At 40.5% G+C, this 25,870-nt stretch carries 25 protein-coding genes; 4 read left to right on the top strand and 21 right to left on the bottom strand.

The annotated features are described in order from the left end of the window. Window positions 1-121 precede the first annotated feature (121 nt). The 10 genes from FD16_RS07320 to FD16_RS07275 all read right to left on the bottom strand — a co-directional run bounded on the left by FD16_RS07320 (window position 122) and on the right by FD16_RS07275 (window position 10,536). On the bottom strand, window positions 122-685 hold the full coding sequence (locus FD16_RS07320) for a cadmium resistance transporter (protein ID WP_010621330.1): 564 nt from the start codon (window positions 683-685) through the stop codon (window positions 122-124). Between the two features lie 138 nt (window positions 686-823). Next, the gene (locus tag FD16_RS07315; protein ID WP_010621329.1) at window positions 824-1,285 is read right to left on the bottom strand and encodes a universal stress protein; all 462 of its coding nucleotides are present in this window, start codon (window positions 1,283-1,285) and stop codon (window positions 824-826) included. Window positions 1,286-1,288: 3 nt separating this feature from the next. Next, window positions 1,289-2,890 carry an Nramp family divalent metal transporter gene (locus FD16_RS07310; protein WP_010621328.1) on the bottom strand — a complete coding sequence of 534 codons (1,602 nt, stop codon included), beginning with the start codon at window positions 2,888-2,890 and terminating at the stop codon, window positions 1,289-1,291. A 536-nt stretch (window positions 2,891-3,426) separates the two neighbouring features. Continuing rightward, window positions 3,427-4,194 carry a tryptophan synthase subunit alpha gene (gene trpA / locus FD16_RS07305; RefSeq protein WP_010621327.1) on the bottom strand — a complete coding sequence of 256 codons (768 nt, stop codon included), beginning with the start codon at window positions 4,192-4,194 and terminating at the stop codon, window positions 3,427-3,429. Further along, window positions 4,187-5,398, bottom strand: a complete 1,212-nt coding sequence (gene trpB / locus FD16_RS07300) for a tryptophan synthase subunit beta (protein ID WP_010621326.1) — start codon at window positions 5,396-5,398, stop codon at window positions 4,187-4,189. Before trpB ends, trpA begins: the two co-directional genes overlap by 8 nt. After that, entirely contained in the window at window positions 5,370-5,969 is a 600-nt protein-coding gene (locus tag FD16_RS07295) for a phosphoribosylanthranilate isomerase (protein ID WP_010621325.1), read from the bottom strand. Before FD16_RS07295 ends, trpB begins: the two co-directional genes overlap by 29 nt. After that, window positions 5,956-6,753: an indole-3-glycerol phosphate synthase TrpC gene (gene trpC / locus FD16_RS07290; RefSeq protein WP_010621324.1), complete on the bottom strand. Its 798-nt coding sequence runs from the start codon at window positions 6,751-6,753 to the stop codon at window positions 5,956-5,958. Before trpC ends, FD16_RS07295 begins: the two co-directional genes overlap by 14 nt. Beyond that, window positions 6,750-7,766 (bottom strand): anthranilate phosphoribosyltransferase, encoded by a 1,017-nt coding sequence (gene trpD, locus FD16_RS07285; protein ID WP_010621323.1) that lies wholly within the window; start codon window positions 7,764-7,766, stop codon window positions 6,750-6,752. The genes trpC and trpD overlap by 4 nt, the downstream gene beginning before the upstream one ends. A 737-nt stretch (window positions 7,767-8,503) precedes the next feature. Beyond that, the gene (locus FD16_RS07280) at window positions 8,504-9,094 is read right to left on the bottom strand and encodes an anthranilate synthase component II (RefSeq protein WP_010621322.1); all 591 of its coding nucleotides are present in this window, start codon (window positions 9,092-9,094) and stop codon (window positions 8,504-8,506) included. A 2-nt stretch (window positions 9,095-9,096) separates the two neighbouring features. Continuing rightward, complete coding sequence (locus tag FD16_RS07275) at window positions 9,097-10,536, bottom strand: anthranilate synthase component I family protein (RefSeq protein WP_010621321.1); 1,440 nt, start codon at window positions 10,534-10,536, stop codon at window positions 9,097-9,099. A gap of 712 nt (window positions 10,537-11,248) precedes the next feature. Here FD16_RS07275 and FD16_RS07270 point away from each other — a divergent pair. Beyond that, window positions 11,249-11,758, top strand: coding sequence for a YbhB/YbcL family Raf kinase inhibitor-like protein (locus FD16_RS07270; RefSeq protein ID WP_010621320.1), 510 nt, complete (start codon window positions 11,249-11,251; stop codon window positions 11,756-11,758). A 21-nt stretch (window positions 11,759-11,779) separates the two neighbouring features. After that, window positions 11,780-12,007, top strand: coding sequence for a hypothetical protein (locus FD16_RS07265; RefSeq protein ID WP_010621319.1), 228 nt, complete (start codon window positions 11,780-11,782; stop codon window positions 12,005-12,007). A gap of 36 nt (window positions 12,008-12,043) precedes the next feature. On the opposite strand, the gene FD16_RS07260 is transcribed toward FD16_RS07265, so the two are convergent. The 4 genes from FD16_RS07260 to FD16_RS07245 all read right to left on the bottom strand — a co-directional run bounded on the left by FD16_RS07260 (window position 12,044) and on the right by FD16_RS07245 (window position 15,519). Then, on the bottom strand, window positions 12,044-12,343 hold the full coding sequence (locus FD16_RS07260) for a putative quinol monooxygenase (protein ID WP_235778153.1): 300 nt from the start codon (window positions 12,341-12,343) through the stop codon (window positions 12,044-12,046). Window positions 12,344-12,359: 16 nt separating this feature from the next. Further along, window positions 12,360-14,144 (bottom strand): ABC transporter ATP-binding protein, encoded by a 1,785-nt coding sequence (locus FD16_RS07255; protein ID WP_056938543.1) that lies wholly within the window; start codon window positions 14,142-14,144, stop codon window positions 12,360-12,362. A 28-nt stretch (window positions 14,145-14,172) separates the two neighbouring features. Beyond that, window positions 14,173-14,850, bottom strand: a complete 678-nt coding sequence (locus tag FD16_RS07250; protein ID WP_010621316.1) for a MarR family winged helix-turn-helix transcriptional regulator — start codon at window positions 14,848-14,850, stop codon at window positions 14,173-14,175. Between the two features lie 291 nt (window positions 14,851-15,141). Further along, window positions 15,142-15,519: a winged helix-turn-helix transcriptional regulator gene (locus FD16_RS07245; protein WP_010621315.1), complete on the bottom strand. Its 378-nt coding sequence runs from the start codon at window positions 15,517-15,519 to the stop codon at window positions 15,142-15,144. 126 nt (window positions 15,520-15,645) lie between these two features. On the opposite strand from FD16_RS07245, the gene FD16_RS07240 reads away from it, so the two are divergent. After that, a complete protein-coding gene (locus FD16_RS07240) occupies window positions 15,646-16,836 on the top strand; it encodes an MFS transporter (protein WP_010621314.1) in 1,191 nt (396 codons plus the stop codon). A gap of 347 nt (window positions 16,837-17,183) precedes the next feature. Here FD16_RS07240 and FD16_RS07235 read toward each other — a convergent pair whose 3' ends face one another. From FD16_RS07235 to FD16_RS07210, 6 genes are all read right to left on the bottom strand, one after another. Next, window positions 17,184-17,918 carry an amino acid ABC transporter ATP-binding protein gene (locus FD16_RS07235; protein ID WP_010621313.1) on the bottom strand — a complete coding sequence of 245 codons (735 nt, stop codon included), beginning with the start codon at window positions 17,916-17,918 and terminating at the stop codon, window positions 17,184-17,186. A 3-nt stretch (window positions 17,919-17,921) separates the two neighbouring features. After that, a complete protein-coding gene (locus FD16_RS07230) occupies window positions 17,922-18,617 on the bottom strand; it encodes an amino acid ABC transporter permease (protein ID WP_010621312.1) in 696 nt (231 codons plus the stop codon). Window positions 18,618-18,655: 38 nt separating this feature from the next. Beyond that, window positions 18,656-19,456 (bottom strand): transporter substrate-binding domain-containing protein, encoded by an 801-nt coding sequence (locus FD16_RS07225; RefSeq protein WP_010621311.1) that lies wholly within the window; start codon window positions 19,454-19,456, stop codon window positions 18,656-18,658. A gap of 213 nt (window positions 19,457-19,669) precedes the next feature. After that, a complete protein-coding gene (locus FD16_RS07220) occupies window positions 19,670-22,534 on the bottom strand; it encodes a mucin-binding protein (RefSeq protein WP_010621310.1) in 2,865 nt (954 codons plus the stop codon). A gap of 266 nt (window positions 22,535-22,800) precedes the next feature. Continuing rightward, window positions 22,801-23,286: a GNAT family N-acetyltransferase gene (locus tag FD16_RS07215; protein WP_010621309.1), complete on the bottom strand. Its 486-nt coding sequence runs from the start codon at window positions 23,284-23,286 to the stop codon at window positions 22,801-22,803. An 8-nt stretch (window positions 23,287-23,294) separates the two neighbouring features. Beyond that, a complete protein-coding gene (locus FD16_RS07210; protein ID WP_010621308.1) occupies window positions 23,295-23,621 on the bottom strand; it encodes a hypothetical protein in 327 nt (108 codons plus the stop codon). A gap of 131 nt (window positions 23,622-23,752) precedes the next feature. Between FD16_RS07210 and FD16_RS07205 the strand changes: the two genes are divergently transcribed. Then, window positions 23,753-24,616 (top strand): DegV family protein, encoded by an 864-nt coding sequence (locus FD16_RS07205; RefSeq protein WP_010621307.1) that lies wholly within the window; start codon window positions 23,753-23,755, stop codon window positions 24,614-24,616. A gap of 66 nt (window positions 24,617-24,682) precedes the next feature. On the opposite strand, the gene FD16_RS07200 is transcribed toward FD16_RS07205, so the two are convergent. After that, on the bottom strand, window positions 24,683-25,870 hold a 1,188-nt coding region (locus tag FD16_RS07200; protein WP_156403244.1), incomplete at its 5' end, for a mucin-binding protein.

The following is a 25,870-nucleotide window of genomic DNA, read 5'->3' as shown; positions in this document are numbered from 1 at the left end:
AATAGTAATAATCGAACGATTTATAAAAGTAATTGGCACCAATATTTAATTGTTTTTCATTAGTAACTGACAGTCTCAAAAAACCAAGTCAAATTTGAAATTCGACTTGGTTTTGTCAATTTTACAACAAGTTCAAAATATGACTAATTAGACCACTATCCCAAAATACATACAATCCAATAATGATATAACAAAACTTCATTAACTTCTCGCCGTACTTCTCCATGGCCATGGCAACGGCGGGGATATCTGATACTAGGTTAATAATCAGAACGACAATAATTGTAAGAATTCCAATAAACACAAGAGTCATAAAAAATTGAACCATTGTTTCCCCCACCAACACCGGTAGAAAAATGGAGAGATTGCATCCTGCACACACAGATAGATACGTTACCAGTACGCTCCAAACTTGTGATTGATGCTTTTTGTCACTGTCATCATCGTCGTCATCGTGTAGCGCCATATGTATAGGAAGAAAACCAAGTATTCCTAAAATCCATTCAGGGAAAAACACCGTCAATGCTTTACCTACGAAATAGCTTAGTGTTAGTAAAATAATATTTCCCAACAAGTAGCCAATCATGACTTTCACCACTCGATATTTCTTCAATAGAAAAATCAACATAAAGAAAAAGTCTAAATTCACGCTGATAAACGTCAATGTTAAAATCCAATAATTCATCCCAATACTCTCCTTCATTATTTTATATATTATATGCCACATATATTATATATTAAAGTAAAAAAGACACATCCATCTTACACACCAACTTTTATCGGATTGTGTAATCACTAGATGTGTCATGCCTAATTCTATAAGCTAGTCTTTTCTAATAACAAAAACCGAAATCCCAGCATTTTTTGCCATGTAGGCAGCTTGTGCACCAAAAATTTTATGACTATCCTCTTTGCCCGTTGATCCAATTACAAGTAGATCAGCATTAAATTGTGGCAAAACGTGATTAATAATTCTCTCCGCAGGCTTACTACCCTCATCAACAATTTTAGTAATCTTCTTAGGATCAACACCGAAATCAATTGCAGCCTTAATGTATTCTTCTATTCGATTTTCCAGTTGATCATAGGTTCCATGGATATAATCCTTATCTAGTGCCTCGTATACATTAACGTCATTGGTTTCAAGCACTGACACGATGCCTAATTCAGATCCATCATGTTTGGCCTTACCAACTGCGTAATCAAATGCCATTTTGGAATCTGGCGCATCATCAACCCCGACTAAAAGCTTGTTAAATTTTGGTACTGTAATTTTGATTGTCATAATTTATGCCTCCCCTTCTCTGTTGGTACTCATAACACTATTTTCAGCATTCATTTGTTCTAAGCGTTTATTACCACGGTACAAATCAAAGGTTGTCCAGACTAGTAGCGCCAATACACCTGCAATTAATACGTACGCAATTCCATTGGCCAGATGCGTTTGAGCAGTTGTAATGTTACTACCAAAAAATCCTTGAATTGAACCTGGTAAACCGATCATATTCAAATAAGTTAATCCAATAACTGAAACCCAACCTAAAGCCTTCAACCAGAGTGAGTTCTTTAAATGCGCTCCCATTTCAGCCTTGCTGTCAGTCATCATGAGCAACGGTAACATTGAAAATGGTAATGCAAATGCTAGAAAGACTTGTGAGTTGTTCATTAAATTATTCAACGCAATGTGTTCTTGAATATCACTCTTACCTGCATTCGCAGTAACACAGATCAACACGGGAATCACTGAAATCAACCGAGTCACTAAGCGTCGTAACCAGAGTGGCATGCGCATGTGAATAAATCCTTCCATGATTACCTGTCCGGTCAAAGTACCGGTGATGGTCGAATTTTGACCTGAAGCAAGTAATGCGACAGCAAAGAGAATTGATAAAATCCCGGTGTGGGCAATTCCCACTAACGTTCCGTTACTAAGCATTGACGAATTTGACAGTGCTTGGTATAGGCCAAAGAATGACGGATCCTTAACGGCGCCAGACTTGAAGACCGCAACACCCATTATCAATAGTAATGAATTGACAACGAATGCCAAACTCAACTGAATATTTGAATCCCAGCCCGAGAAACGAACTGCTTGTGCAACTTCATCTTCATTGTTGTGATCAATTGCCCGAGTTTGAGAAATCGCAGAGTGCAAATACAAGTTATGTGGCATAACTGTTGCACCAATAATACCTAATGCACCTGAAAGTGGAGTGTCACCTCCGACATGAACGGAGCTTGAGAATGTTTTGCCAGTTGGAATTAATCCGCCAAATACCGCGCCCCATTCAGGCTTTGATAGTGCAACTTCATACGCAAATACAATTAAAATAACTAAAATTAAGCAAACAACAATTGCTTCGATCTTTCTAAATCCAATTTTGGTCAATAATAGCAATAACAACACATCAAACACGGTAATAAAGACCGCTACGACCAAAGGAATATTGAACAACAGATACAGTGCAATTGCTGCACCAATAACTTCCGCGATATCGGTCGCCATAATTGCCAACTCTGTCAGAATCCATAACACGTACCCTAAGGATTTACTAGTTCTCGCTCGAATGGCTTGAGCCAAATCCATCTGTCCGACAATACCAAGTTTAGCGGCCATGTACTGCAACAACATCGCAATCAAACTTGACATGAGGATTACTGACATCAACAAATATTCAAAATTCTGACCGCCGGTGATTGAGGTTGACCAGTTTCCTGGATCCATGTAACCAACTGCGACCAAGGCTCCGGGACCTGAATAAGCCAATAACGTTCTGGCAAAACCTTTTCCTTTAGGTACCTTCACTGTCCCGTTAATTTCCTCTAGTGAAGGTCCGTTAGCGTACTCGATCAAATGATGACGTTTGTTCGTCTTTCCTATATCTTCCATCCTTAACTTCTCCTTATTCTGTTTTTTGTTACGGCTTCATAATACGCTTTATTTTATTTATGTAAATATAAAGTTTGGCAGACCGAACTTTATAAAAGATGTTTGGAAGGGAATACATTGTTGCTACAACAGTCATTATTCCTGTATTGATTTATTAACAAAAATTTTCAATTAATTTGTTATTTAATTTTATTTTATTAATTAATTTACTTAATTTATTCGGTGTGCCTAAATATATTAGTTCATCAAATTTTCCCTACCATTTTGAAAAAATGAATTCCTCCAAGCTGACTACTCCGCTTAACTAAATAGTCAGCACGATCTCCAAAACTTTTTTGGGGAATCATGCCGATTATTTAGTTCATGCTCATAGGTTAATTCGTTTGGTTTCGTTCTCTTTAAATTTTTCTGAAATCAGCCCCGTAAGTACTGAGGCCTAACGTCTAAGGGGGCTAGCATACATCAATCGTAAAGTTCACGATTAATCTATGCTAGCCCCCTTGGACACCGGCCTCAACCCGTACTTACTTCGCTGTCTATGCCTTAATATTCCTCACATACTCCTCAATACTATCCGTAGCATTATCAGGATCTGCTTCAATCAACTTCACAATGCCGGAACCAATAATAGCGCCATCTGCGATTCGATTCATTTCTGTTACCTGTTCTGGTGTATGAATACCGAAACCAACCGCAACTGGTGTATCCGTGTACTCACGAATCTTAGCAACCGTTTCACTCAAATCACCGGCCATCTGATTATTATCACGCACACCGGTAATTCCTAGTGAAGATACTAGGTAGATAAATCCAGTACTGTCTTCCACAATTTTTTGAACTCGATCACCAGAGGTTGGTGCAACCAATGGAATAATTGAAACATTGTGTGCCGTTGCTTGTTCGTCTACTTCACCACGTTCTTCAAACGGTAAGTCTGGAATAACCACGCCACTCACTCCGCGATTTTCACATTCTGTAAAGAATTCTTCATACCCGTAATCGTATAGTTTATTTAAGTATGATAAGAAGACCAATGGTACATCGGTTTGTTCACGAATGCGACTCACCATGTCAAAAATTTTATCAGTATCAATTCCAGCATCAAAGGCACGCAATCCAGCCTTTTGAATCACCGGTCCATCCGCAATTGGATCACTAAATGGAATTCCTAATTCAATCACATCAGCACCAGCATTGGCCAATGCCACTGTGTATTCAATACTCTTATCGATATTCGGATCTCCAGCCACTGTGAAAGCCACGAATGTTTTTTCCTTGCTAAATGCTTCTTTTAAACTAGTCATGAAGATCTACCCCCTTGTAACGCGCAATTGCGGCAACGTCTTTGTCACCACGACCTGATAAGTTGCAAACAATAATTTGATCTTTTTTCATTTTTGGTGCTAATTTCATTACGTAAGCGACAGCGTGACAACTTTCAATGGCTGCCACAATCCCTTCTTCTTTGGCGATGTAGTCAAATGCTTTAACTGCTTCGTCATCGGTAATACCCACATATTCAGCGCGCTTAATATCTTGCAAGAATGCATGTTCTGGTCCGATACCAGGGTAGTCCAGCCCGGCAGAAATTGAGTAAACTTCCTTGATATCACCATCGTCATCTTGGCAGAAAATTGATTTCATGCCGTGGAAAACACCCGGACGGCCCTTTTCAAGAGTCGCTGCGTTTTGTTCAGTGTTAAGGCCCTTGCCTGCAGCCTCTGCGCCAATTAAGCGAACATCTTTGTCATCAATAAAGTTATAGAAAGCACCCATGGCGTTACTACCACCACCCACACAAGCAACAACTGCATCTGGTAACTTACCGGCTTCTTTAACGATTTGTTCTTTGATTTCCTTACTAATAACAGACTGGAAGTCACGAACCATGGTTGGAAATGGATGCGGGCCCATAGTTGAGCCAATCAGATAGTGGGTATCATCAACCCGTCTAGTCCATTCCTGTAGGGCCGCATTAACAGCATCCTTCAAAGTTCCAGTTCCTGAACTAATTGGATGAACCTTGGCACCCAGCATTTCCATTCGGTAAACGTTCAATGCTTGACGCTCAGTATCCAACTTACCCATGAAGACCTCGCATTCCATCCCCAAAAGTGCAGCAACAGTAGCCGTTGCCACCCCATGTTGACCTGCTCCAGTTTCAGCAATCAACCGAGTTTTACCCATCTTCTTAGCAAGTAGTGCTTGACCGAGAGCGTTGTTAATCTTATGTGAACCGGTATGATTTAAATCTTCGCGCTTTAGATAGATCTGAGCACCACCCAAATCATCTGACATGCGCTTGGCATGATAGAGCAGTGATGGACGACCCGCATAATTGACCAGTAAGTCGTGCAATTCTGACTTAAATTCCGGATCATCCTTATAATGATTGTAAGCCTTAGTTAGTCGTTCGATTTCACTCATCAATGTTTCTGGAATGTATTGACCACCAAAGTCGCCGAAACGACCAGTTTTGTTATTTGTTTCTAGCTTCATTTCTTGCATAATGTGCCCTCCGTGTAAATTCGATTATTTTTGCTGGATCTTTATGTCCATCCGTTTCAACTCCTGAACTAACGTCAACAAAGTCTGGGTGAACTTGATTAATTGCATTTTCTACATTTGCCGGATCTAACCCGCCGGCAAGGAAAAATGGTTGTCTGACTTGTGCGATGTTATCCCAATCAATCTGGTGCCCACTGCCAGGATTGATACCGTCATACATCACGTAGTCTGGTTCGGTCAGTAATGTCTGACCTGGGTGAAGAACTTGAGTAACTTTTAAGTGCATCTCATGAATGCTATTAATGGTTGATTGATTTTGTTCACCATGAATTTGGACAATGTTGATAATATGCTGATCAGCAAGTTGTTGAATCAGTTCTAAGTCAGGTTCGATGAACACTCCAACGGTTGGAATTTGACCGTCCAACGATTGTCTCAAATGTCTTGCTTGATCAATTGAGACCTGCCGTCTGCTTTTCGCAAAGACAAATCCAGCCAGATCCGCATGAACTTGATTGACTGCTTGAACTGCATCCATCGTGGATAATCCGCAAATTTTAACTTTGGTCAACCTCAGTCATCCCCTTTAGTTCATGAATCATCTTTGTCTTATTATTTGCTCTCATTAATGTTTCACCAATGAGGGAAACGTGAATATTGTGTGCCTGAAGTTCCACCACATCAGCTGGCTTTTTTACGCCGCTTTCTGCAATAAACACTTTATCGTTTGGTACCAACTTTCGTAGTCGTTCACTGTTACTAAAATCAACGGTGAAGTTTTTAAGGTTACGATTATTAGTGCCGATAATTTTTGCTCCAACCTTGAGCGCACGATCAATTTCGTGTTCGTCGTGTGCCTCAACCAGCGCTGACATTCCTAATTGATCTGCTAGTTGCAGGTAATCTTTCAACTGTTGATCGGTAAGAATGCTGACAATTAGTAAAATTGCTGACGCACCGGCAATTTTTGCCTCATATATCATGTACTCGTCAATCGTAAAATCCTTGCGTAATACTGGTGTTTCAGCGTTTGCTGCAATTTCTGCTAAGTAATCAATTGAGCCTTGGAAGTATTTTGGTTCGGTCAAGACCGAAATGGCGTCAGCCCCTGCTTGATCATATTCTTGTGCGATCTTCAAGTATGGAAAGTCTTTAGCAATCAAACCCTTAGATGGCGAAGCTTTTTTTACCTCCGCGATGATGTGAAATCCTTCAGCACGAAGATGATCTTCAAACTGTCTCTCATCACTAACTGGTAACGCTAGGGCTTGTTGCTTAACGACTGCCAACGGGGTATTCAATTTACTTTGCGCAACCCGTTGTTTGGTGGCTGCAACCAAATCGTCTAAAATCATGCGACCGCTCCCTTAGTAAATGTGATAATTTCGTTTAATTTATTTAATGCCTGACCGTTATCGATAACTTTAGCCGCTTCCTTAATCCCTTGTGCTAAGCTGACATCTGGATTAGCAACATGAAGAGCTGCACCAGCGTTAAGTAAAACAACGTCACGCTTTGGTCCTTTTTTACCTGCAAGGATATCACGAGTAATTTGTGCGTTTTCCTCAGGTGTGCCACCAACCAGATCTTGTTTTTCACAAAGTTCAAAGCCGTAATCTCGAGGATCAATAGTTAGCTTAGTTAGCTTGCCGTTGCGAACTTCAATCGCGTCCGTCGGTGCAGTTAACGTGATTTCATCCAGGCCATCTTGACCATTAACTGCCATAGCATCCGTAACACCCAACTGAACTAATACGTTAGCTAATGGTTCGAGCAAGCTCTTGTCGTATACGCCAAGTAATTGACGTGAAGCGTGTGCTGGGTTTGTCAGCGGTCCCAGGATATTGAAGACGGTGCGAATTCCTAAAGTCTTGCGGGTTGGCATCACGAAGCGCATTGCTTTGTGATATTCCTGCGCAAACATGAAACTGAAACCAACTTGTTGTAAAAGTTGTTCGCTTTGTTCCGGAGCTAGATTGATGTTAATTCCTAAAGCTTCAAGAACATCTGCGGCACCACTCTTTGACGAAGCTGCTCGGTTACCGTGTTTGGCAACCGGTGTTCCAGCAGCGGCAACGACAATGGCTGACGTTGATGAAATATTGAATGTATTAGCATGGTCACCACCGGTTCCAACAATTTCAAGAACTTGTTCATCGGCATGGAATGGTAAAGCGTGATCTCTCATTGATTTAGCGCTACCGGCAATTTCTTCAACCGTTTCATGTTTCATGCTCAATGCGGTCAGGTAAGATGAAATTTGGATATCATTTGTCTTGCCGTTAAAGATTTCGTCCATTACCTGTTGCGCTTCATCAAACGTTAAGTTTTCGTTGTTTGCGACTTTTTTAATTGCTGTTTCGATCATGGTTAATTTCCCCGTTTCTTTTTTGTGTGTGATTTAGTCAAAGTATTAAGCGGGCAAACACCATCGTTTAGCTGGTTTTCTAAGTAACATCGCGAGACCTCCTCAAGTCTAGATACAAAAAAATCCGTCCACATAACAAAACTAGTTTGTTATAAGGACGGATATCATATTCCGCGGTGCCACCTTATTTTAGAAGAGTGTGAGGCGGGTTGCTTTGATCCCGTTGGATAAGCTGGATAAATATTGATCGCGTACTTGGCGATCGGTATTTATTCAGTTTATCCAGTAGGGATCAGACCCGCCGAACACGTTTCGGCCATTCAGCCTCAAACTCTTCTACTCTCCATTAACGAAATGCCAACACATTCCTTGCAACTGACGTATGCTTTTACGTTTTCGCGTACTTGGGTTTGGTGACTGGATCCGTGAGACTGTTGTTTCCGGTTAACCCTGATGCCGAAACGATTGCTTCGCAATCATCCCGTCATCAACGTTAATCCTCAACAACAACCCGTCTCACTCATCACCTTAAAGCTTTCGGCGAAACCCTCCGTGGTCCATTTAATAGTCTGCGTTCGATTGAACTCCCAGCTGCGTCAACTCTCTGTGCGTGCACGGCTATCTTGATCTCCACTTCATCGGTTTCCTGTGGACGAATATTAAGTTGTTATGAATGTTAGAGCATAATTAGAAATCTGTCAACACTTTAATTTCATTTTTATTTTATAAACTGTTAGTTATGCTGTCACAGTAGCATTGCACTTCAAAAAATTCTTTATAATCTGACTGCCCAGTTTTGGATCAGTCATGACTGATTCAGGATGAAATTGAACACTGTAGATATTCATCGATGGAATGGTTAAAGCCATAATATCACCATCACTCGATAGAGCCGGCACGTCGAAGATGCCCGGCAGCGTATCTAAATCAGCAACAAGTGAATGATAACGAGCCACCGTTGCCGTCTTTTCGCATCCATCAAATAATGGATCACTGGTATCTAAAGTAATCTTGTCTGATTTACCATGCATTAATGTATTGGCTAACTTCAATCGACCACCTAATGCGTCTGCTAACACTTCCAGTCCCATGCAAACGCCTAAAATGGGGATTCTATTAGCGTAGTAACGAGCCGCTGCCAAACTGATACCTGAATCTTCAGGACGACCGGGACCTGGTGATAAAATCAAATGAGTGGGGTTCATCTTTTTTAACTCATCTAGAGTAATTTCATCGTTTTTCACGACCACAATGTCAGGGTCAAATGACCCGATCAACTGATACAAATTGTAGGTAAAACTGTCGTAATTATCGATTAAAACTTTCATGGTTATCCCTCCTCGGCTTTGGTAACTGCTAAATTGACAGCACGTGCTTTATTAAAGCATTCTTGGAATTCATGCTTGTCGTCACTATCGGCAACAATTCCAGCTCCTGAATGAATAGTTGCCTGATCCCGCTGGGTGTAAATTAGACGAATACCTATCGCCATATCGACATCCCCGTTGAAATCAAAATATCCAAAACATCCGCCATAAAGTCCTCGCGTAATCCGTTCATGTTGATAAATTAATTCGATTGCATGAACCTTAGGTGCGCCTGATAGAGTACCTGCAGGAAAGACAGAATCCAATAAATCAATGGCATTCAAGTCATCCAACGCTGTTGATTCAACCGTTGAACCAAGATGCATGACCTGTGAAAACTTGAGAATTTGGGCATGACTAGTCACGTTGACTGTCCCGATTTTGCTGACTTGTCCCAAATCATTTCGTCCTAAATCAACCAACATATTGTGTTCTGATAGTTCCTTGGTACTAGTGGTTAATTCCTTTTCGAATGCTTCATCCTCTTCTTTAGTCTTACCACGGCGCCGTGTTCCAGCTAGAGGATAAGTCAGCAATTTATCGTTTTCTCGCCTGACCAATGTTTCTGGTGAGGCAACCGCAGCTTGGTAGTCTCCCTGATGAAAATAAAACTCATATGGTGAAGGATTATCCTTTGCTAATTGTTGTGCAACGCGAACCAAATTGCCGGTTAGTCGTGCATGTTGAGGATTTGAATAGATGAGTTGAAAGACCTCACCTTGTTCAATTTCTTTACGAATTTCTTCAACACCTTTGCTATATTGGGAAAGCGTAAACCTTGGTTGAAAATCAGTTAGCAGGTTGAAATTTTGAAGTTCATGATGTGGAATTTGAGTCAGGGTATTTTTCAAAACCGTCAGCTGTTTTTCAGCTTGTTCGTAACTATCATCTAAATCTTCCGTGTTAATTACCTTGATGAACTCACACACCTGACGTTCATGATCGTAAGCAATCACAGTATCCGCAAGTAACAAGCGTGCTAATGGTTGATGATCTGGTAAACGACGAAGCTTCTGTAATTTGGTTACAGCTAACTTAATATATTCGTATGCAAAGTAGCCAATTAGCCCACCACTAAATGGTGGCATCCCCTTTAATTTTGGTGTTTTATATTGCTGCAATAGGCCAGTAATATAGTCGTGAGAGCTAAATTGTTGCGGTTCACCATTAACTAATACCTGGTCTTCTTCCACAATAATTTCTTGACTAGGATTAACCGCCAAATAGGTAACTTTTTTCTGATCATGATTATTAATCGTTAATTGACAACACGTATCATAATACTGGTCCAAATAGTCGGTGATTTGATATACATCAAAGTCAGGTATTTCGGCTTCAATTTTAACTGGCACATACTGATAATCTTTAGCATATTTGCGTAAATCTTTAATAGCTGGTTGCATCGCGATAACCTCTTTTCAAATTGTAGGTAACAAAAAATCCGTCCACATAACAAACAATGCTTGTTATAAGGACGGATTATTTTTCCGCGGTGCCACCTTATTTTAAAAGAGTGTGAGATGAACGGGGCTGATCCCGTGGGATAAGGAGATTGAATATTGATCGCGCTCTTGGCGATTGATATTTAATTTCCTTATCCGATAGGGATCACGTTCATCGAACACGTTTCGGCCATTCAGCCTCAAACTCTTCTACTCTCCATTAACGAAATGCAAACACATTCCTAGCAACTGACGCGTGCTTAACGTAGTGAGGTAATCGGATTAGGTAATCATAACTGGATTCACAGAGCTGACATCTGCTGCTAACACTGATTCCGAAACGATCGCTTCGCGACCGTCCCGTAATCAACGTTAGTCCTCAATGTCAAAACGCTCTGTTCATCACCTGGCAAATCACCTAATCTTTTCGTCACTCCCTCCGTGGTCCATTTAGTAGTCTGCGTTCGATTGAACTCTCAGCTGCGTCAACTCTCTGTGCGTGCACAACTACCTTGATCTCCACTTCATTGGTTTAATGTGGACGAATATTAAATTAGCAATAGAATATATCGTGCGATTATAAAAGTCAAGCACTTAATTTTGAATCACTATCACTTAACAAGTAAAAAAAGGTATAATGAAATTAACAAAATCGTATCAAGGAGGCCATTTCATGCAAGTTAATATTCCTACCGAAAATAATTTATTACCTGATCGCTATGGTAAATATGCGGATGAGGCGGACCGATATAACGGCCGTCCTGTTGTTTCATTTCCATTTTCGATCAGTGACGTCCCGGCCGGCACTAAAACATTAGCAATTCGTTTTATCGATCATGATTCTATTCCAGTGGCCGGCTTCACTTGGATTCATTGGACCGCCGTTAACATTGATCCATCGATTACCGAATTTCCAGCTGATGCCAGTCGTCATCATGATTTCGATATGACCCAAGGTAAAAATAGTTCCGCAGGGCACCTTGTCGGAGAAACTGATCCAAAATCAAGCCAAGGCTATACTGGACCAACTCCCCCAAATAGTGATCATGCGTACACGCTAACTGTCTACGCACTAGATACCGAGCTACCTCTACACGAGGGCTACTGGTTAAACGAGTTTTATCACGCTAGTGAAGGTCACATCATTGACTCTGTCAGTCAAGATGTGATCAGTCGTAAGTAAACTGCAAAGGAGCTGAGTAAAATGGCAGATCGTATTTTCTTTAACCCTGGTGATTCAATCGCCAATATTCATGACTACAACGAAGCAGTTCGAAAGGGCCAAATCTACAAGAGTGAAAAAAGGGCTGATGAATTAGTCATCGCTAAGGGTCCAGATGATGAAGAATATGCTATTTTTTACGCTAACGATGCGTTACCTAAAGATCACGACAAGCATCCAAAAGAATACAAGGTACAGAAAAGATTGTAAGAAAAAGCCATTCCAAATCGGAATGGCTTTTTTAGTCTAAAACTCTCGTACAATTTCACCTGTCGAAATTGGAAAAAGTTGATCTTTCTTCGCTGTAAATTCAGCCATGTAATCTTCCTTAGCGTGTGAATCAACAGCTGCCATGCTCTTCCAATTTTCAATCAACGTAAACTGTGTTGCATCATTTGTGTCTTGAAGAACGCGAAATTCAATATTACCTGGATTTGACCTTGTTGGTTTCACGAGATCAGTTAAAATTCTAGTAGCCTCAGCTAAATCTTTTTCTGTTGTTTTCAACCTAACAACTACTTTAATTGTTGCTTCATTCATGTTCATCACTATCCAATTCTCTTTAGGCAGCAGCCGTCATTTGATTTTCAACATACTCTTTATAGAGTGGCAATTCATCAATTAACTCCTTGTGAGTACCGTGACCACTGACATGATCGTCTTCAATAAAGTAAATCTGATTAGCATCTACAATTGTGCTCAGACGGTGAGCAATCACTAGAGTTGTTCGTCCACGCATCAATTTTTCAAGAGCCTTTTGGACCATCATTTCTGATTCTGAATCCAAACTAGCAGTTGCTTCATCAAGCATTAAAATCTTTGGATCTCGCAAGAACGCACGAGCAATTGCTAAACGCTGGCGTTGCCCACCGGAAACTTTAATTCCGCGTTCGCCAACTTCTGTATCTAATCCGTCAGGCATCTCTTCGACAAATCCTTTAGCATATGCCATATCTAGTACATTCCACAACTGTTCATCGGTGTATTCACCATCTAATCCATAAGTCAAATTGTAGCGAATTGTGCCAGCCATAATAGCCGCATCTTGACTAACCATCCCAATTTGACTACGCCAGTTGTTTAAGTTAACATCATCAATCTCGGTATTACCAATTTTGATTTGGCCCTTATCTGGATCGTAATAACGTTCCAATAGGCCGAAAATTGTTGATTTACCACCGCCAGAAGGTCCGGCAAACGCAACAACCGTGTTTGGCTTTGCAGAAAATGAGACATCATGTAAAACTTGGTGATCTTTATCGTATGAAAAATCAACATGATTCACTGATAATTCTTGTCCATCCATATCAAGGCTATCACCAGTCTCCTGGTCTTCTTCAGTTGCTCTTAATAGTTCCTGAATTCTAGCAGTTGAACCACTAGCCTTAGCCATATCATTAAAGAACTGGCTTAACTGCGTAAATGGTCCAATCATTTGTGTTAGATACATCAAAAATGAGATCAGTGTACCAAAAGTCATAGTCCCGTTAGCTACCCGATTAGCGCCGTAAATTAACATACCAACCATCATGCCCATCATCATCATCTGCATCAGTGGGCTAGCAATAGAGTCATAAACGGCTTCCTTTAAGCCAATCTTGTAAAGACGGTCAATTTTACTGTGACCATCTTCTCGTTCCAAGTCTTCAGCAGTTGAAGATTTTACTAGCCGAATATCACTCAAGATTTCACTTGATTGACCGTTAAAATCTGCCAATGCATCCTGACGAGCAATCGAAATCTTATGTGACTGATTGATAACTGGCATCATCAACATCAAAACCAGCGGTACTGCAACAAACATGACAATTGTCATCTTCCAGTCCATTAGTAGCATCAATACTAATGCACCGACCAATTGTAAAATGGAAGTTACCATGCTTGGCATTGAATTTGCCAGTAGATCTTTAACTTGTGAAGTATCATTGATCAAACGTGATGATATTTCACCCGAACGAGTCTCGTCAAAGTAGGAGACAGGTAATTTTAAAATCTTATTCCACAGAAATTGACGTAATTTTTGAACTACATCCTCACCAAAGAATCCTAAAATACTGCCTGAAAATGCACTAATCAATGCACTAAAGACAAAGAATCCAATCACAAGTGCAATCAACGATGGATTCATTGAATGACCAAGCTGGTTAATCAAATTCTTGGCAAATTGCGGTACTGCCAACTGCATCCCCGTTGCCACCAAACCCAACGTTAATCCAACGCCTAATTGCCAAAAATGTGGTTTGATTCTACCAATTAATTTAGCAAAATCCTTAAAGTTAAATTTTTGTTTTTTAAATTCATAGGGCTGACGTGCGCCGGTCCGTGGTGCTGCTTGTGCTCTTTGCATTGTTCTTTATCTCCTCATGCCAAAATTTCTATCTGCGTGGATCCTCAAATCCACCTTCGGACGAATCAAATCCATCACCAAATCCGCCACGACCAAAACCAAATCCATTACGCGATCCGCCAAATTGACCACGTCCGTGGCCGCGTGGATGACCATTCATATTGAATCCGTGTTGGTCTCCATGACCACCAAAGAATTGATATGGTGCATTATCAAAGAAGTCTGGTCGTTCTTCACCGTCATCCCACTTGGCAAATTTTTCATCCAGGCTATCTGTCAGCTTAGCCAGCAACTTGCCAAACTCTTCTTTCTCCTCATCGTTTAAGCCATCAAACAATGAATCAGAAAACTCTGCTTTGAAGTCGTGGGAACTCTGCAATAATTCATGGCCCTTGTCACTCAGTGAAATAAAGCTAACCCGCTTATCCTCGGCTGAATCATGACGCTCAACTAGACCATCATCTTCAAGTTTTTTAACCATCACACTGACTGAGCTTGGACGGATGTCGAGTTCATCAACAATCTGTGAGTTCGTCAATTTATCATGTTTGTCCAGAAGAAACAGAACTCTCATTTGACCTTTTTGCGGTTGCTTTGCCCAAAATTGACGTGTTTGACTAGATACGGCAGAAAAGCCACGATTGCGGAATGTTCTCATTAAGCGTCCAAATTCATTAAGTAAATCTTGTGAATTATATGTTGTCATATTAATTACCTCTCTTGTTTTTAATTTAAAGTGTCGTTAGTATAATTCGTTAGTTAGTTAGTTGTTGTCAATTAAAACTAACCATTAATTCAAAGAATATCTTTAATTTGGTTCATTGATCAACCTAGTATAAAACATCTCCTTGAACCTATTATGATTTAGTTAGTTTGCATCTTATCTAACTAACAATGCATAGTATAATCAGTTAGTTAGATAATGTCAATAAAAACTAACTATATTTTTAAAAAATATGCCATGACTATCAAATACTGATATCACAGCACTTTTAGCTTACTTAGTTGATTGTAATTTAACATCATCGCGATGCAGTAAAGTAATTTCTTCACCATTTGCACGACGATCATCAATCTGTTGTTCGCCCCACTTACATAATTTATTCAAAATCAGATTTAGACTTTCACCGCGTTCTGATAACGAATATTCAACCTTTGGTGGAACCTGATTATACACATGACGGCAAACGATGCCATCAGATTCTAGTTCTCTAAGCTGTTGAGTAAGCATTTTTTGAGTAATTTGTGGAATTGCCCGTCTTAACTCACCGGTACGCATTGTGTCGTGACGTAAATGACACAGAATGATTGACTTCCACTTACCACCAATTACTTCCATCGTTGCTTCAACACCAATATTGTATGTTTTAGTCATTGTGGTCCTCCATAGGAACTTTTTGGTAACTACAGCACTTTTTAGTGCGTAATTGTCTTTTTGAATGTACTTAGTATAATTAATTCTTGTCGACAATTCAACTAACTTATTGTAAGGAGATTAATTATGACTAGAGAAACAACAATTGCGCCCTCACTAACCCTACTAGCGTTAGCAATCAGTGCATTTGCAATTGGTTCAACAGAATTCATCAGTGTTGGTGTAATGCCCCTGATCATCAAAGCATTTGGTATTTCATTATCTACTGCTGGATTGACAGTCTCAATGTATGCCGCCGGTGTAATGATTGGTGCTCCTTTGCTTACGACAATAACCGCCAAAATCGAAAGAAAAAAATTAATTATGATGATTATGATGATTTTTATTTTTGGTAACTTTGTCACGGCAGTTGCTCCAACCTTTCAAGTTTTATTGGCTGGACGGGTAATTGCAGCACTTGCTCATGGATTATTTATGACCGTTGCAACCGTAATTGCCGCTAGCGTTGTGCCAATGGATAAGCGAGCTTCTGCTATTGCAACCATGTTTACCGGTCTAACCGTGGCAACTGTGACCGGCGTACCTTTAGGAACATTTATTGGTGATCATGCTAGTTGGCGGATGTCATTTGTTACCATTGTGATAATTGGAATTATCGGTCTAATTGCCGATATCTTATTAGTGCCAAAAGAATTACCAATGCCCGCGCCAACCAGGCGTGGCAGCTTAGTTAGAATATTTAGACAACCCGCCATTTTAATGTCGTTACTTCTAACTGCGATTGGCTATGGCGCCAGTTTTCCAGTCTACACTTTCTTAACCACCATTCTTAATAAGCAGGGATGGGATACTTCGCTAGTTGTCATTTTACTAATTGTATATGGCGTTGCTGTCGCAATTGGAAATACGCTTGGTGGTCGACTGGCTGATACCCACACTCTTCGTGCACTATTTATGATGTTCTTTACCCTGATGATTATCATGATTGCAATGTTGTTCATGTTAAATAATCACGTAATGGGACTGCTACTAATTATTTTAATGGGCCTTCTGGCCTTCATGAATGTTCCTGGCCTACAGCTTTACACAATGCAAGCGACTGAAAAATACTTACCTGCCGATGTTCAAATGTCTTCCGCACTCAATATTTCCGCATTTAACATCGGAATTATGATTGGGTCTTCTGCGGGTGGCCAGATTGCAACCCATGCCGGTCTGATGATCACTCCTATTGGTGGCGTTGTGATGGCGTTGCTTGCTTTGATTCTTGTGTTTGGTTTGATGCGCTTGGAGAAGATTAGTGCATTGCGTAGATAGGATAATTTAAATAGCGTTCAAAAGCTCAATTTGGAATTGAGTTCTTGAACGCTTTTTTTGTTGAAACTATTTTTTCAATACTGAGGTTCTCCCTCTCGCTTCTTTATTGTCGAAATGCGCTCCGCAACACTGTGGCTCAATATTTAAGGGACACCAACAAATCAATCGCATAAACCGCGATTAATCCGTTGGCGTCCCTCTGTCTCGCTTCTTTATAGCCGAAATGCGCTCCGCAACACTGAGGCTCAATATTTAAGGGACGCCAACAAATCAATCGCAAAAACCGCGATTAATCCGTTGGCGTCCCTTAAATATCAGCCTCAACCCGTGTTGCTCCGCGCTCTAGTCTAGAATTGCATTCCAGTCAAAAACTCATGAATTCTATCCGTAGGGTGGTTGAAAAACTCATCCACCGTTCCGTCAAATTCGATTTTGCCGTTTTCTAAGAAAACTATTTTATCCGCTACCCTGCGAGCAAATTCAATGTTATGGGTCACAACAACCATTGACTGCTTCATTTTTGCCAAATCTAGTAGCACACGCAATACCTGTGCCTCTAGTTCTGGGTCCAATGCGCTGGTTGGTTCATCAAATAAAATGTACTCCGGATCCATTGCTAGTGCTCGACAAATTGAAATGCGTTGCTGTTGACCACCTGACAATTGGCTTGGATAGCGATCTTTGGCCTCTTCCAATCCCACCTGCTGTAGCAGTTGCAATGCTCTTGCTTCAGCCAACTTTTTGGACTGTTTCAGAACATAGATCGGGCCTTCTGTAATATTTTGCATGATCGTCAAATGTGGAAACAGATTCCAACTTTGAAATACCATCCCCGTCAACTGACGAACTCTCAAAACCAATTTTGTCGATAATTCTTTAGAAAAATCGATTTTTTCGTCACCAATTTGGTAAATACCGCTTTGCGGCTGTTCTAGTAAATTCAATGATCTCAGTAACGTTGATTTACCAGCACCAGACGGTCCTAAAATTACCGTAGTTTGGTTGTCTTCAAAAGTCACATTGATATCATCAAGAGCGTGGTGATCCATATATTGTTTATCTACATGATCTAATCGAATCATACACTATTCCCCCGCAACTTTGACATATCGTGAAGTTCTCTTCTCCAAATAGTGTTGCAGGATTGTGAGGACTGAGCAAAACAGAGCATAGATGACAGCCACAATTGTATACATAAGTAACGGTTCGTAATTCTTGGCCGTAATTTGTTGGCTGACCATAAACATTTCCAAAATTGTAATTGAACTAGCCAGTGAGGTGTCCTTTACTAGTCCAATAAACGAATTTGACAACGGTGGTAACGCCACCCTTAGCGCTTGCGGGAATATAATTCGGAACAGGACTTGACGATAGGTCATGCCAATCGAATAGGCCGCTTCCCACTGACTTTCTGGAATCGACGAAATGGCACCACGAATTGTCTCTGAACAGTAAGCGCCTGTGTTCAAAGAAAACGTGATAATTCCAGCCGTAAATGCACTGAATTGAATACCAGCGTTTGGCAAACCAAAGAATATTATAAACAGTTGAACCAACAATGGTGTAGATCTAAACAACCAGACGTAGAAGCTCAGGAACCATTTTAATAGGCGCCATAGGCTACGAGTCACTGAATTTCCTTTGGGTGTAGAAATACGGACCAATGCTGTTCCCACAGCAATAATAAATCCGATAACAAAGGAAATGACGGCTAATGGAATTGTGAATTTAATACCTGCCCAAAATATTTGGGGTGTTGAGGTAACAATTATATGCCACATACTGGGCTCCCTTCTTCATTAGTAATAATTAGACCACATTACTTGTGCGAAATATCTTCTGTAAAGTACTTTTCAGATAATTTCTTCATCGTGCCATCTTGTTTAAGTTCCTTAAGTGCCTTGTTAATCTTTTTCTTCAAACCAGGATTATTCTTAGCCATCAAAACGGCCACTTTCGCAGTAGCTACCTTATTTTCTGGGATCACCGTATACTTAAATTCATTTTTAGCTGATGGCTTATCCTTTAAATATGATAAATAGGCTTCACGAGTATTCAACGTGCCTTCTGCTCTTCCCTGTTCAATAAGAGAAAGTGTTGATGAAAATTCACTGTTTGGAACAATGGTTGCACCGTATTTCTGCGCAATTGTTTCATTATCTGTACCTGTGCCAACTGCAATTTTCTTTCCCTTAATATCCGTTATCGAGTTAATTTCAGTATCACTCTTTTTGGTAATCAGTACTTCACGCGAATAGAGATATGGCGTTGAAAATGCGTACTTCTTTTGACGCGCCTTCGTAATTGTCACGTCGTTCATCACAACATCAAACTTCTTGTCGCCGACACCAGCAATTAGTGAATCCCACTGTGTTGGTACAAATTTGACTTTCCAGTTTTCTTTCTTTGCAATGTCACGTGCTAGTTCAACTTCGTAACCTGTTAACTTACCATTTTGACGGTAAGAATACGGTGCAAAAGTTCCTTCCAGTCCAACTGTCAGTGTTCCTGGCGTCTTTAATGTAGCTTTATCACTTGAGCTTTTACCACAAGCAGTTAGTGTTAAAGCTACCAATAATCCCATCGTTACTAAACCAATTCGTTTAAACCACTTATTCATTGATACGTCCTCCTAAAATGACACGCTGATATACGGCGCATTTAACGCACACACTGAAATGATACCATGTTTGTTAGCAAAACACATTCTTAATCACTTACTTTTAGTAAAATTTAGAGTGTTTTATCGATATGAAAAAGCTGCGCCTAATAAACAAAAAAACTGGGCAAAGTTTTATCTCTGTCCAGCTTCAAATGAAACTATTAATTAAATTTACTGACGTTTACGTCTTCTTAAACCAGTAACCCCAAACATTCCCATCACAATTCCCATTGTTGACAATGCTGCAGCTGCTGAAGCATCGTCACCAGTTTGTGGTAATTTTTGATTAGATTTAGTCTGCTTAGCTGTCGTCTTGTTCGGTGTGATTGTTTTACTTGATGTAGAACTTGCACTTGTTACTCCAGTGGTTACTGGATCTAACTTAGTTGTTGAGCTACCTGTGCCAGTAGATGATGATCCACCATTCGAGCCAGTCGTCCCGGTTGTACCAGCGTTTGACGAGCCTTGAGATCCATTGCCACCATTACCTGGTGTTTGTGAACCGCTGTTGTTACCAGTTCCTGATCCTGTATCGCTACCCTTATTGGCACTATATGTGACAGTTACCTCACTATTAGTTAATGAGCTTAAATCACTGGTTGGTGCGTTGTACTGTGACTTAACAGTCGCAATGTCAGGTGTATAGCCATCAAGCGTTGGTGAAACAACAGATGAGTATTCATTTTGCATCGTTGCTACGCTCTGACCGGTTGCTTCATCGGTTTCAATCTTCCAAACCGCTGTTTGAACGACTTCAGCAGGAGCTGTTGCATCCCCATCAACAACGTACTTGATTGTTCTGGTCGTTGTCTTAGTAGTATCCACAATGTGATGACTCAAGTGGATCTTAATTACTTGACTGCCATCACTGGTAAATGTGTAAGTGCCACTAGCATCCTGGCCAGCAGATAATACGTAGCCAGCGGGCTTGTTATTAGTATTCCAAGTTGCCGTACCATCAGTTACACCACTGATAGTTGTTGGTGTACCAACGATTGCACCATTGTTATCATCATCGACATATTCAACCGTGGCCGTTTGAGGGTCGGCTGTGTATGTGACAGTCTCTGATTTATTTTGTGGAGTGTCGGTCGTACCACCATTAGTAAAGGTGACAACCGATGAGCTAGCGGTATATCCAGGAACCGTAGGAGAAGTAACTGACGTGGTCTTATTAGCAGTATTGTACGTAGTATCTCCAGTTACATCATCAACATCTTTAATCCAGTCGACGGTAGTAACACTATCAGTAACGTCATTTGCTGCTGCAACACTATCTGGCAAACCAGTATAGTGAACCGTATTAGTTGAAGTAACAGTGGTTTGCGTGTGTGCATGAGTTAAATGAATCGTTAAACCATTACCATCTGTCGATGTAAAGGTATAAATGCCACTCGCCGCTTGATTTTCAGCTAACTGATATCCTGTGGGTGCATCTGCAGTCCAATCAACTTCATTGTTAACGGCGTCATCAGTCGTTGTTTTTACAGTCTCCCCAGTTTCATCATCGACATAAGTGATAGTCAGTGTTGGAGTGTATGCTAGAACAACATCATTATTAGCACTATTAGCATCCAAGGTAATGAACTGATCTGCAGCTAAATGATAGTCGCCAACACTAGCAACGGCAATTGCAGTAGTCACTGCATTACCATCTGCATCAGTAGTTGGAGCGGTTGTACCTGCTGGGTAAAATGCAATTACTGATCCAGCAATACCAGCAACACTACTTTGACTTGGGCCTGTTACACCAGCTGGGAAACCACTAGAAGTGATGTTAAGGGTTGTTTTAGCAGGTTCATATGAGTAACTGTTAATAGTTGCTGTATAGGTTGCAACAGAGGCAGCTGTGTTACCAGTTGCAGCTAACGTATACCCTTGGCCAATCCATGAATCAGGAACATTGTATTCCCACTGTGTTAATTCATTACCATTTTGGTCATAAACTGTTGTCGTAATAACTTTAGTACTTGCATTGTAAGCAATATTAAATGTGTAAGTAATTGAACCACTTTCATCATTAGAAATACCAATGCCGGTCTCAATTGGTGTTGTACCAGTTAATGGCGTAGTGGTATCTTTTTGCGATTCATAAAGAACCCATTGATTTTGTGTTTCGCCAGTTGGGGATATTCCCAGCGCATTAGTGGAAACATTGAAACTGATGACATCATCGTTATCAACATTGTTACTAATACCAAAACCACTACCGCTAGCAAAGTTGGTGGCAACTTGATCTGGACTAACCTTTTCAAAGAAGACGGCCGCACCATCACCACCTAGCCAGGAACCCATATTAGGATCCCACGTGGCACTAATTGAAACGTCCAAATTAAAGTCAGTCGTAAAATCAACTTGTTGGTCGGAAACAACGAATCCTGTCCCTGCTGAATAATTATTTTCATCAACAGGCTTATATCCATTAGTCAATTGAGCTGTGTTACCGTTAATTGGTAAGGTGTCTCCCGATCCATCAACAGCTGTAAAGTAGTCGCTCATGTTTTGATCACTAACGGCAACCAATGCAGCACTACCGGATAATCCAGTCTGATCAGGGTTAACCGAGTAATTACCATTACTATCAGTTGATGTTACATAATCCGCACTAGATGCTGCCTCAGGCGAACCTGATGTGGCTGAGCTGGCAGCAGCAACTGCTGGTGCCATTACCCTAGTAGCAGCGCTAGCTTTAGTACTTGCAGCACTAGTCGCAGTCGATGCACTAGCTGCTGACTGACTGTTTGTGGATGTTGATGCAACAGCAGCTGAGGTCTGCGCTAGTGAAGCAGCACTAGATGTTGCTGATGATTCGCTAGCAGTGCTAGTGGATTGAGAATTGGTTACGGCTGCACTAGTAGGCGTCGTTGCGGTAGTAGTATCAGCGTGAGCATTAATAGCACTGCCACCCCATAATAATCCGACCGACAAAGTCGTAATTCCTGAAACAAGCCATAGCTTGCCAGCTTTATACAGTTTAAAGCGCACTGTTTCATCTTCTTCAGCTAACTTATGATTAGAGTTTTTCATGTCTCCCATTGTAAATCCTCCTATGCATTTTAAACTAAACATCATTTATCTAACGATATTTATTTTTCAAAAGAGTAGATGCCTTTTCAAATACATTTTATTATAGTAATTTACTGAATGATAGATGAACGCGGTATTTTATTATATAAAATTTAATTTATCACTTATATACGTATATGGTTTTTTCATTATCATTTTATCTTTAAAAGACAAAAAAAACAGGTCTGAACAATGATCATTCAGGCCTTCTTAAAGCGACTATCAAAAAAATAAATTTATATTCCTAATACCATATTATGCCAAGTTTCTCCTCCATGGTTAGAGGACGAAATACCCTCATCTGTATATCCGTGTTGATCATAAAATGCTACTAACCGATCCAAACATGTTAACGTAACTGCTTTTCGTTTTGCTTTTTTGGCAACATCTGCTAGTTCGTTTAATAGCTGACCTGCAATTCCTTGGCCGCGATAATCTGGACTAACTGCCAGGCTTAAAACACTTTGAAATCCGCCCGCAACCGAATTTTCAGTCACGTGCTCGAATAAATCATCAGTCAGGTAGCGCTGGTTAATCACTGGTCCCATTATAAAGCCAGTAACGTTTCCATCTTTGTCTCGAGAAACTAAAAAAGTATCCGGAATTGTCTTAATTCTTTCAAGCATGGCTTCTTCACTGGCAGCTTCAGCAGTTGTAAATCCTGCTTGTTCGATTAACATTAATTGTGCTAAATCTGTAATGTTGGCGTGTGTAATTTGCATTGCGTCTCCTATCTTGATCCTACTGCATGATGTGCGGCTGCTTCAATCTTTGTCAGTGTTTTATCAGCGTTTTTCTTAAAATCTGCTTCAAAGTTTTCTTCATCTGGTGATACTCGTTCAATTTCATTGTGCATTAGGTCAAAAATTACTAACTCTTCCCCGTCGAATTGGACCTCATCGTAGTGACCATCCAATTCTTGGTCAACAAACATTTGTAAGGCATCAAATACAGCCTTCTTAATGACCTGGTTCTCACTAATATCTTGCCCGCGAGTTTTCAGTAGTGCTGTCCGCATTGCAACTTCTTCCATATTTTCAGGAACTTCAATACTCATTAATAGTCCTCCTTGAATATCATTATTCACATTATAGCAAGTTTTGTGTAACTAGGTGTCGTTATTATTGTGTTTAACCAGTAGTCGAGTATAATTAGCGTACTATTCTGATGAAGTAAAGGAGTACTCCTATGAAAACAGCAGTTGTGACTGATAGTGCTGCGTACATTGATCCAAAACTTGTGGCACAATATAACATTACCGTCGTGCCGATCACAGTGATTTTTAACCAGCATCCATATCTGGAAAATGTTGACATTGATTCAAAGACTTTCTTTGAAAAATTAAGAACTGAAGAAAAACTCCCCAGCACTGCTCAAATTACAATGGGTCAAATGCAATCCACGTATGATCACTTGGCAAATGAAGGATATGATGAAGTAATATCTATCCACCTTTCATCCGGGATCACTGGCTTTTTTGAAAATTTAGAAGCATTAGTCAGTGACTATCATCGTATAACAGTTCACCTATTTGATTCTAAAATTGCTAGCGCTGGTGAAGCCAACATGGCACTGTTGGCCGGCAAACTCGCATCAGAGGGTAAGAACGCAGATGAAATTATGCCATTGCTTGAACGTGAGCTTCAAACTACCGGCGTTAATTTCATGGTTGATGATTTGCATCATTTATTACGCACTGGCCGTATTTCAAATAGTTCAGCAATTATCGGCAATCTACTTAAAATCAAACCGTTATTAACTTTTAACGACAAAGGTCAAATCATTGTTGACGGTAAGGAACGAACCGTTAAACGAGCATTTCGTAAAATTCTCGATAATTTTGCTTCCTCTATTGATGGAGCAGATTATCCCATTCGAGCAACTATTATTGATGCGAACGACGAAAAGGTTAGTGAAAATTGGTTGGCACAATTTAAAGATGAGTTTCCAAATATTCCAGTTGATACGTCACATCTTGGCCCCGTCATAAGTGTTCACACTGGTGAAAAAACGATGGGACTCGTGTGGGCATACGATTGGCAAAAGGCTTAACTGCAATTATTAATTCAAATAATATAAAAAAGACACCTCATGTTAGGTGTCTTTTTGACTTCAAACTTAATCATCATCGCGCTTGCGACGTTTCAAACCAATTAGTCCAAGCATTCCTGTCATTAAACCAAGAATGGTTAAACCAACTTCTTGACCTGCTTCATCACCAGTTTGTGGCAATTTGTTTTGGTTCGGTTGTTGTTTTGTCTTAGATGGTTGTTTGTCATTAGCCTTGCTAATGACATTGGTATTCTCATTAGAGTTGCCATTTTCACCATCACTTGATGAGTTTGTACCTGAGTTTGTTGAACCAGTGGATTGGTGATTGTTTCCTGGTGTTGTGATTGTTGAACCACCATTACCAGAATTATTACCATTGTTAACTGGTGTAACTAATACACTCAGGCTATCCACTCCAGCTTCAAACGAAGTTGGTAAATTAGTACTGTCAATTGTGTAACCTGCCAACTCTGGCACAGTCAGTGTAGAATCCGTCTTGCCAGTTATCGTAATCGTCTTAACTACCTTACCCGTTTGCGAGTCAACGTATGTGATTGTTACAGACTGTTCATCTGCCGTGTACGTAACCGTTTCTGAGGTGTTAGTCAGTTCATTAGTTGGTAAATTGCCTTCCGTTACTTCAGCAATGCTTGCTTTATCGGCAGTGTAACCAGCAATTGTTGGTGTTGTTACTGCTTCATATGCATTTTGTGCTGTTGCGTAACTTGTGCCAGTAACTTCGTCAGTCACCGTTTTCCAACTCATGGTTTGAGTGACAGTCTTAGGTGTCTTACTCTTATCACCGTCTGCAATGACGTACGTAATAGTTCTTGTCGTTGTTGCAGTTCCATCAACAATACTATGAGTCAGATGAATTGTAATGTTACCACTATCATCAGGAGTAATTGTGTAAGCTACATTACTGTTTTGACCGGCAGCTAGTCGATAGCCACTATTGATACCACTCAAATCAACTGAATACGTGCCGCTTTCATCTGTTACACCATTAATCGTGGCTGTCTTCACCGTTTCACCCGTTACATCATCCACATAAGTTACTGTCGCGGTTTCCGCATCTGGTGTGTAATTGATTGTTTCCGTGGCGTCCTTAACGTTCGCCGTCGCAGTTGGAGCTGGATAACTATAGTCCACTTCACTTGCACTTGGTGTGTAGCCGGTCACCGTTGGTGACGTAACCGCTGGATAACCAGTTGATTCAGCATTCGCGTAGCTTGCGCCCGTCACATCATCTGT

It is taken from the genome of Paucilactobacillus suebicus DSM 5007 = KCTC 3549, from assembly GCF_001434475.1.
GTDB lineage: Bacteria > Bacillota > Bacilli > Lactobacillales > Lactobacillaceae > Paucilactobacillus > Paucilactobacillus suebicus.
The sequence above is the reverse complement of the archived record's forward strand: the minus strand, read 5'-3'. Positions and strand labels throughout refer to the sequence as shown.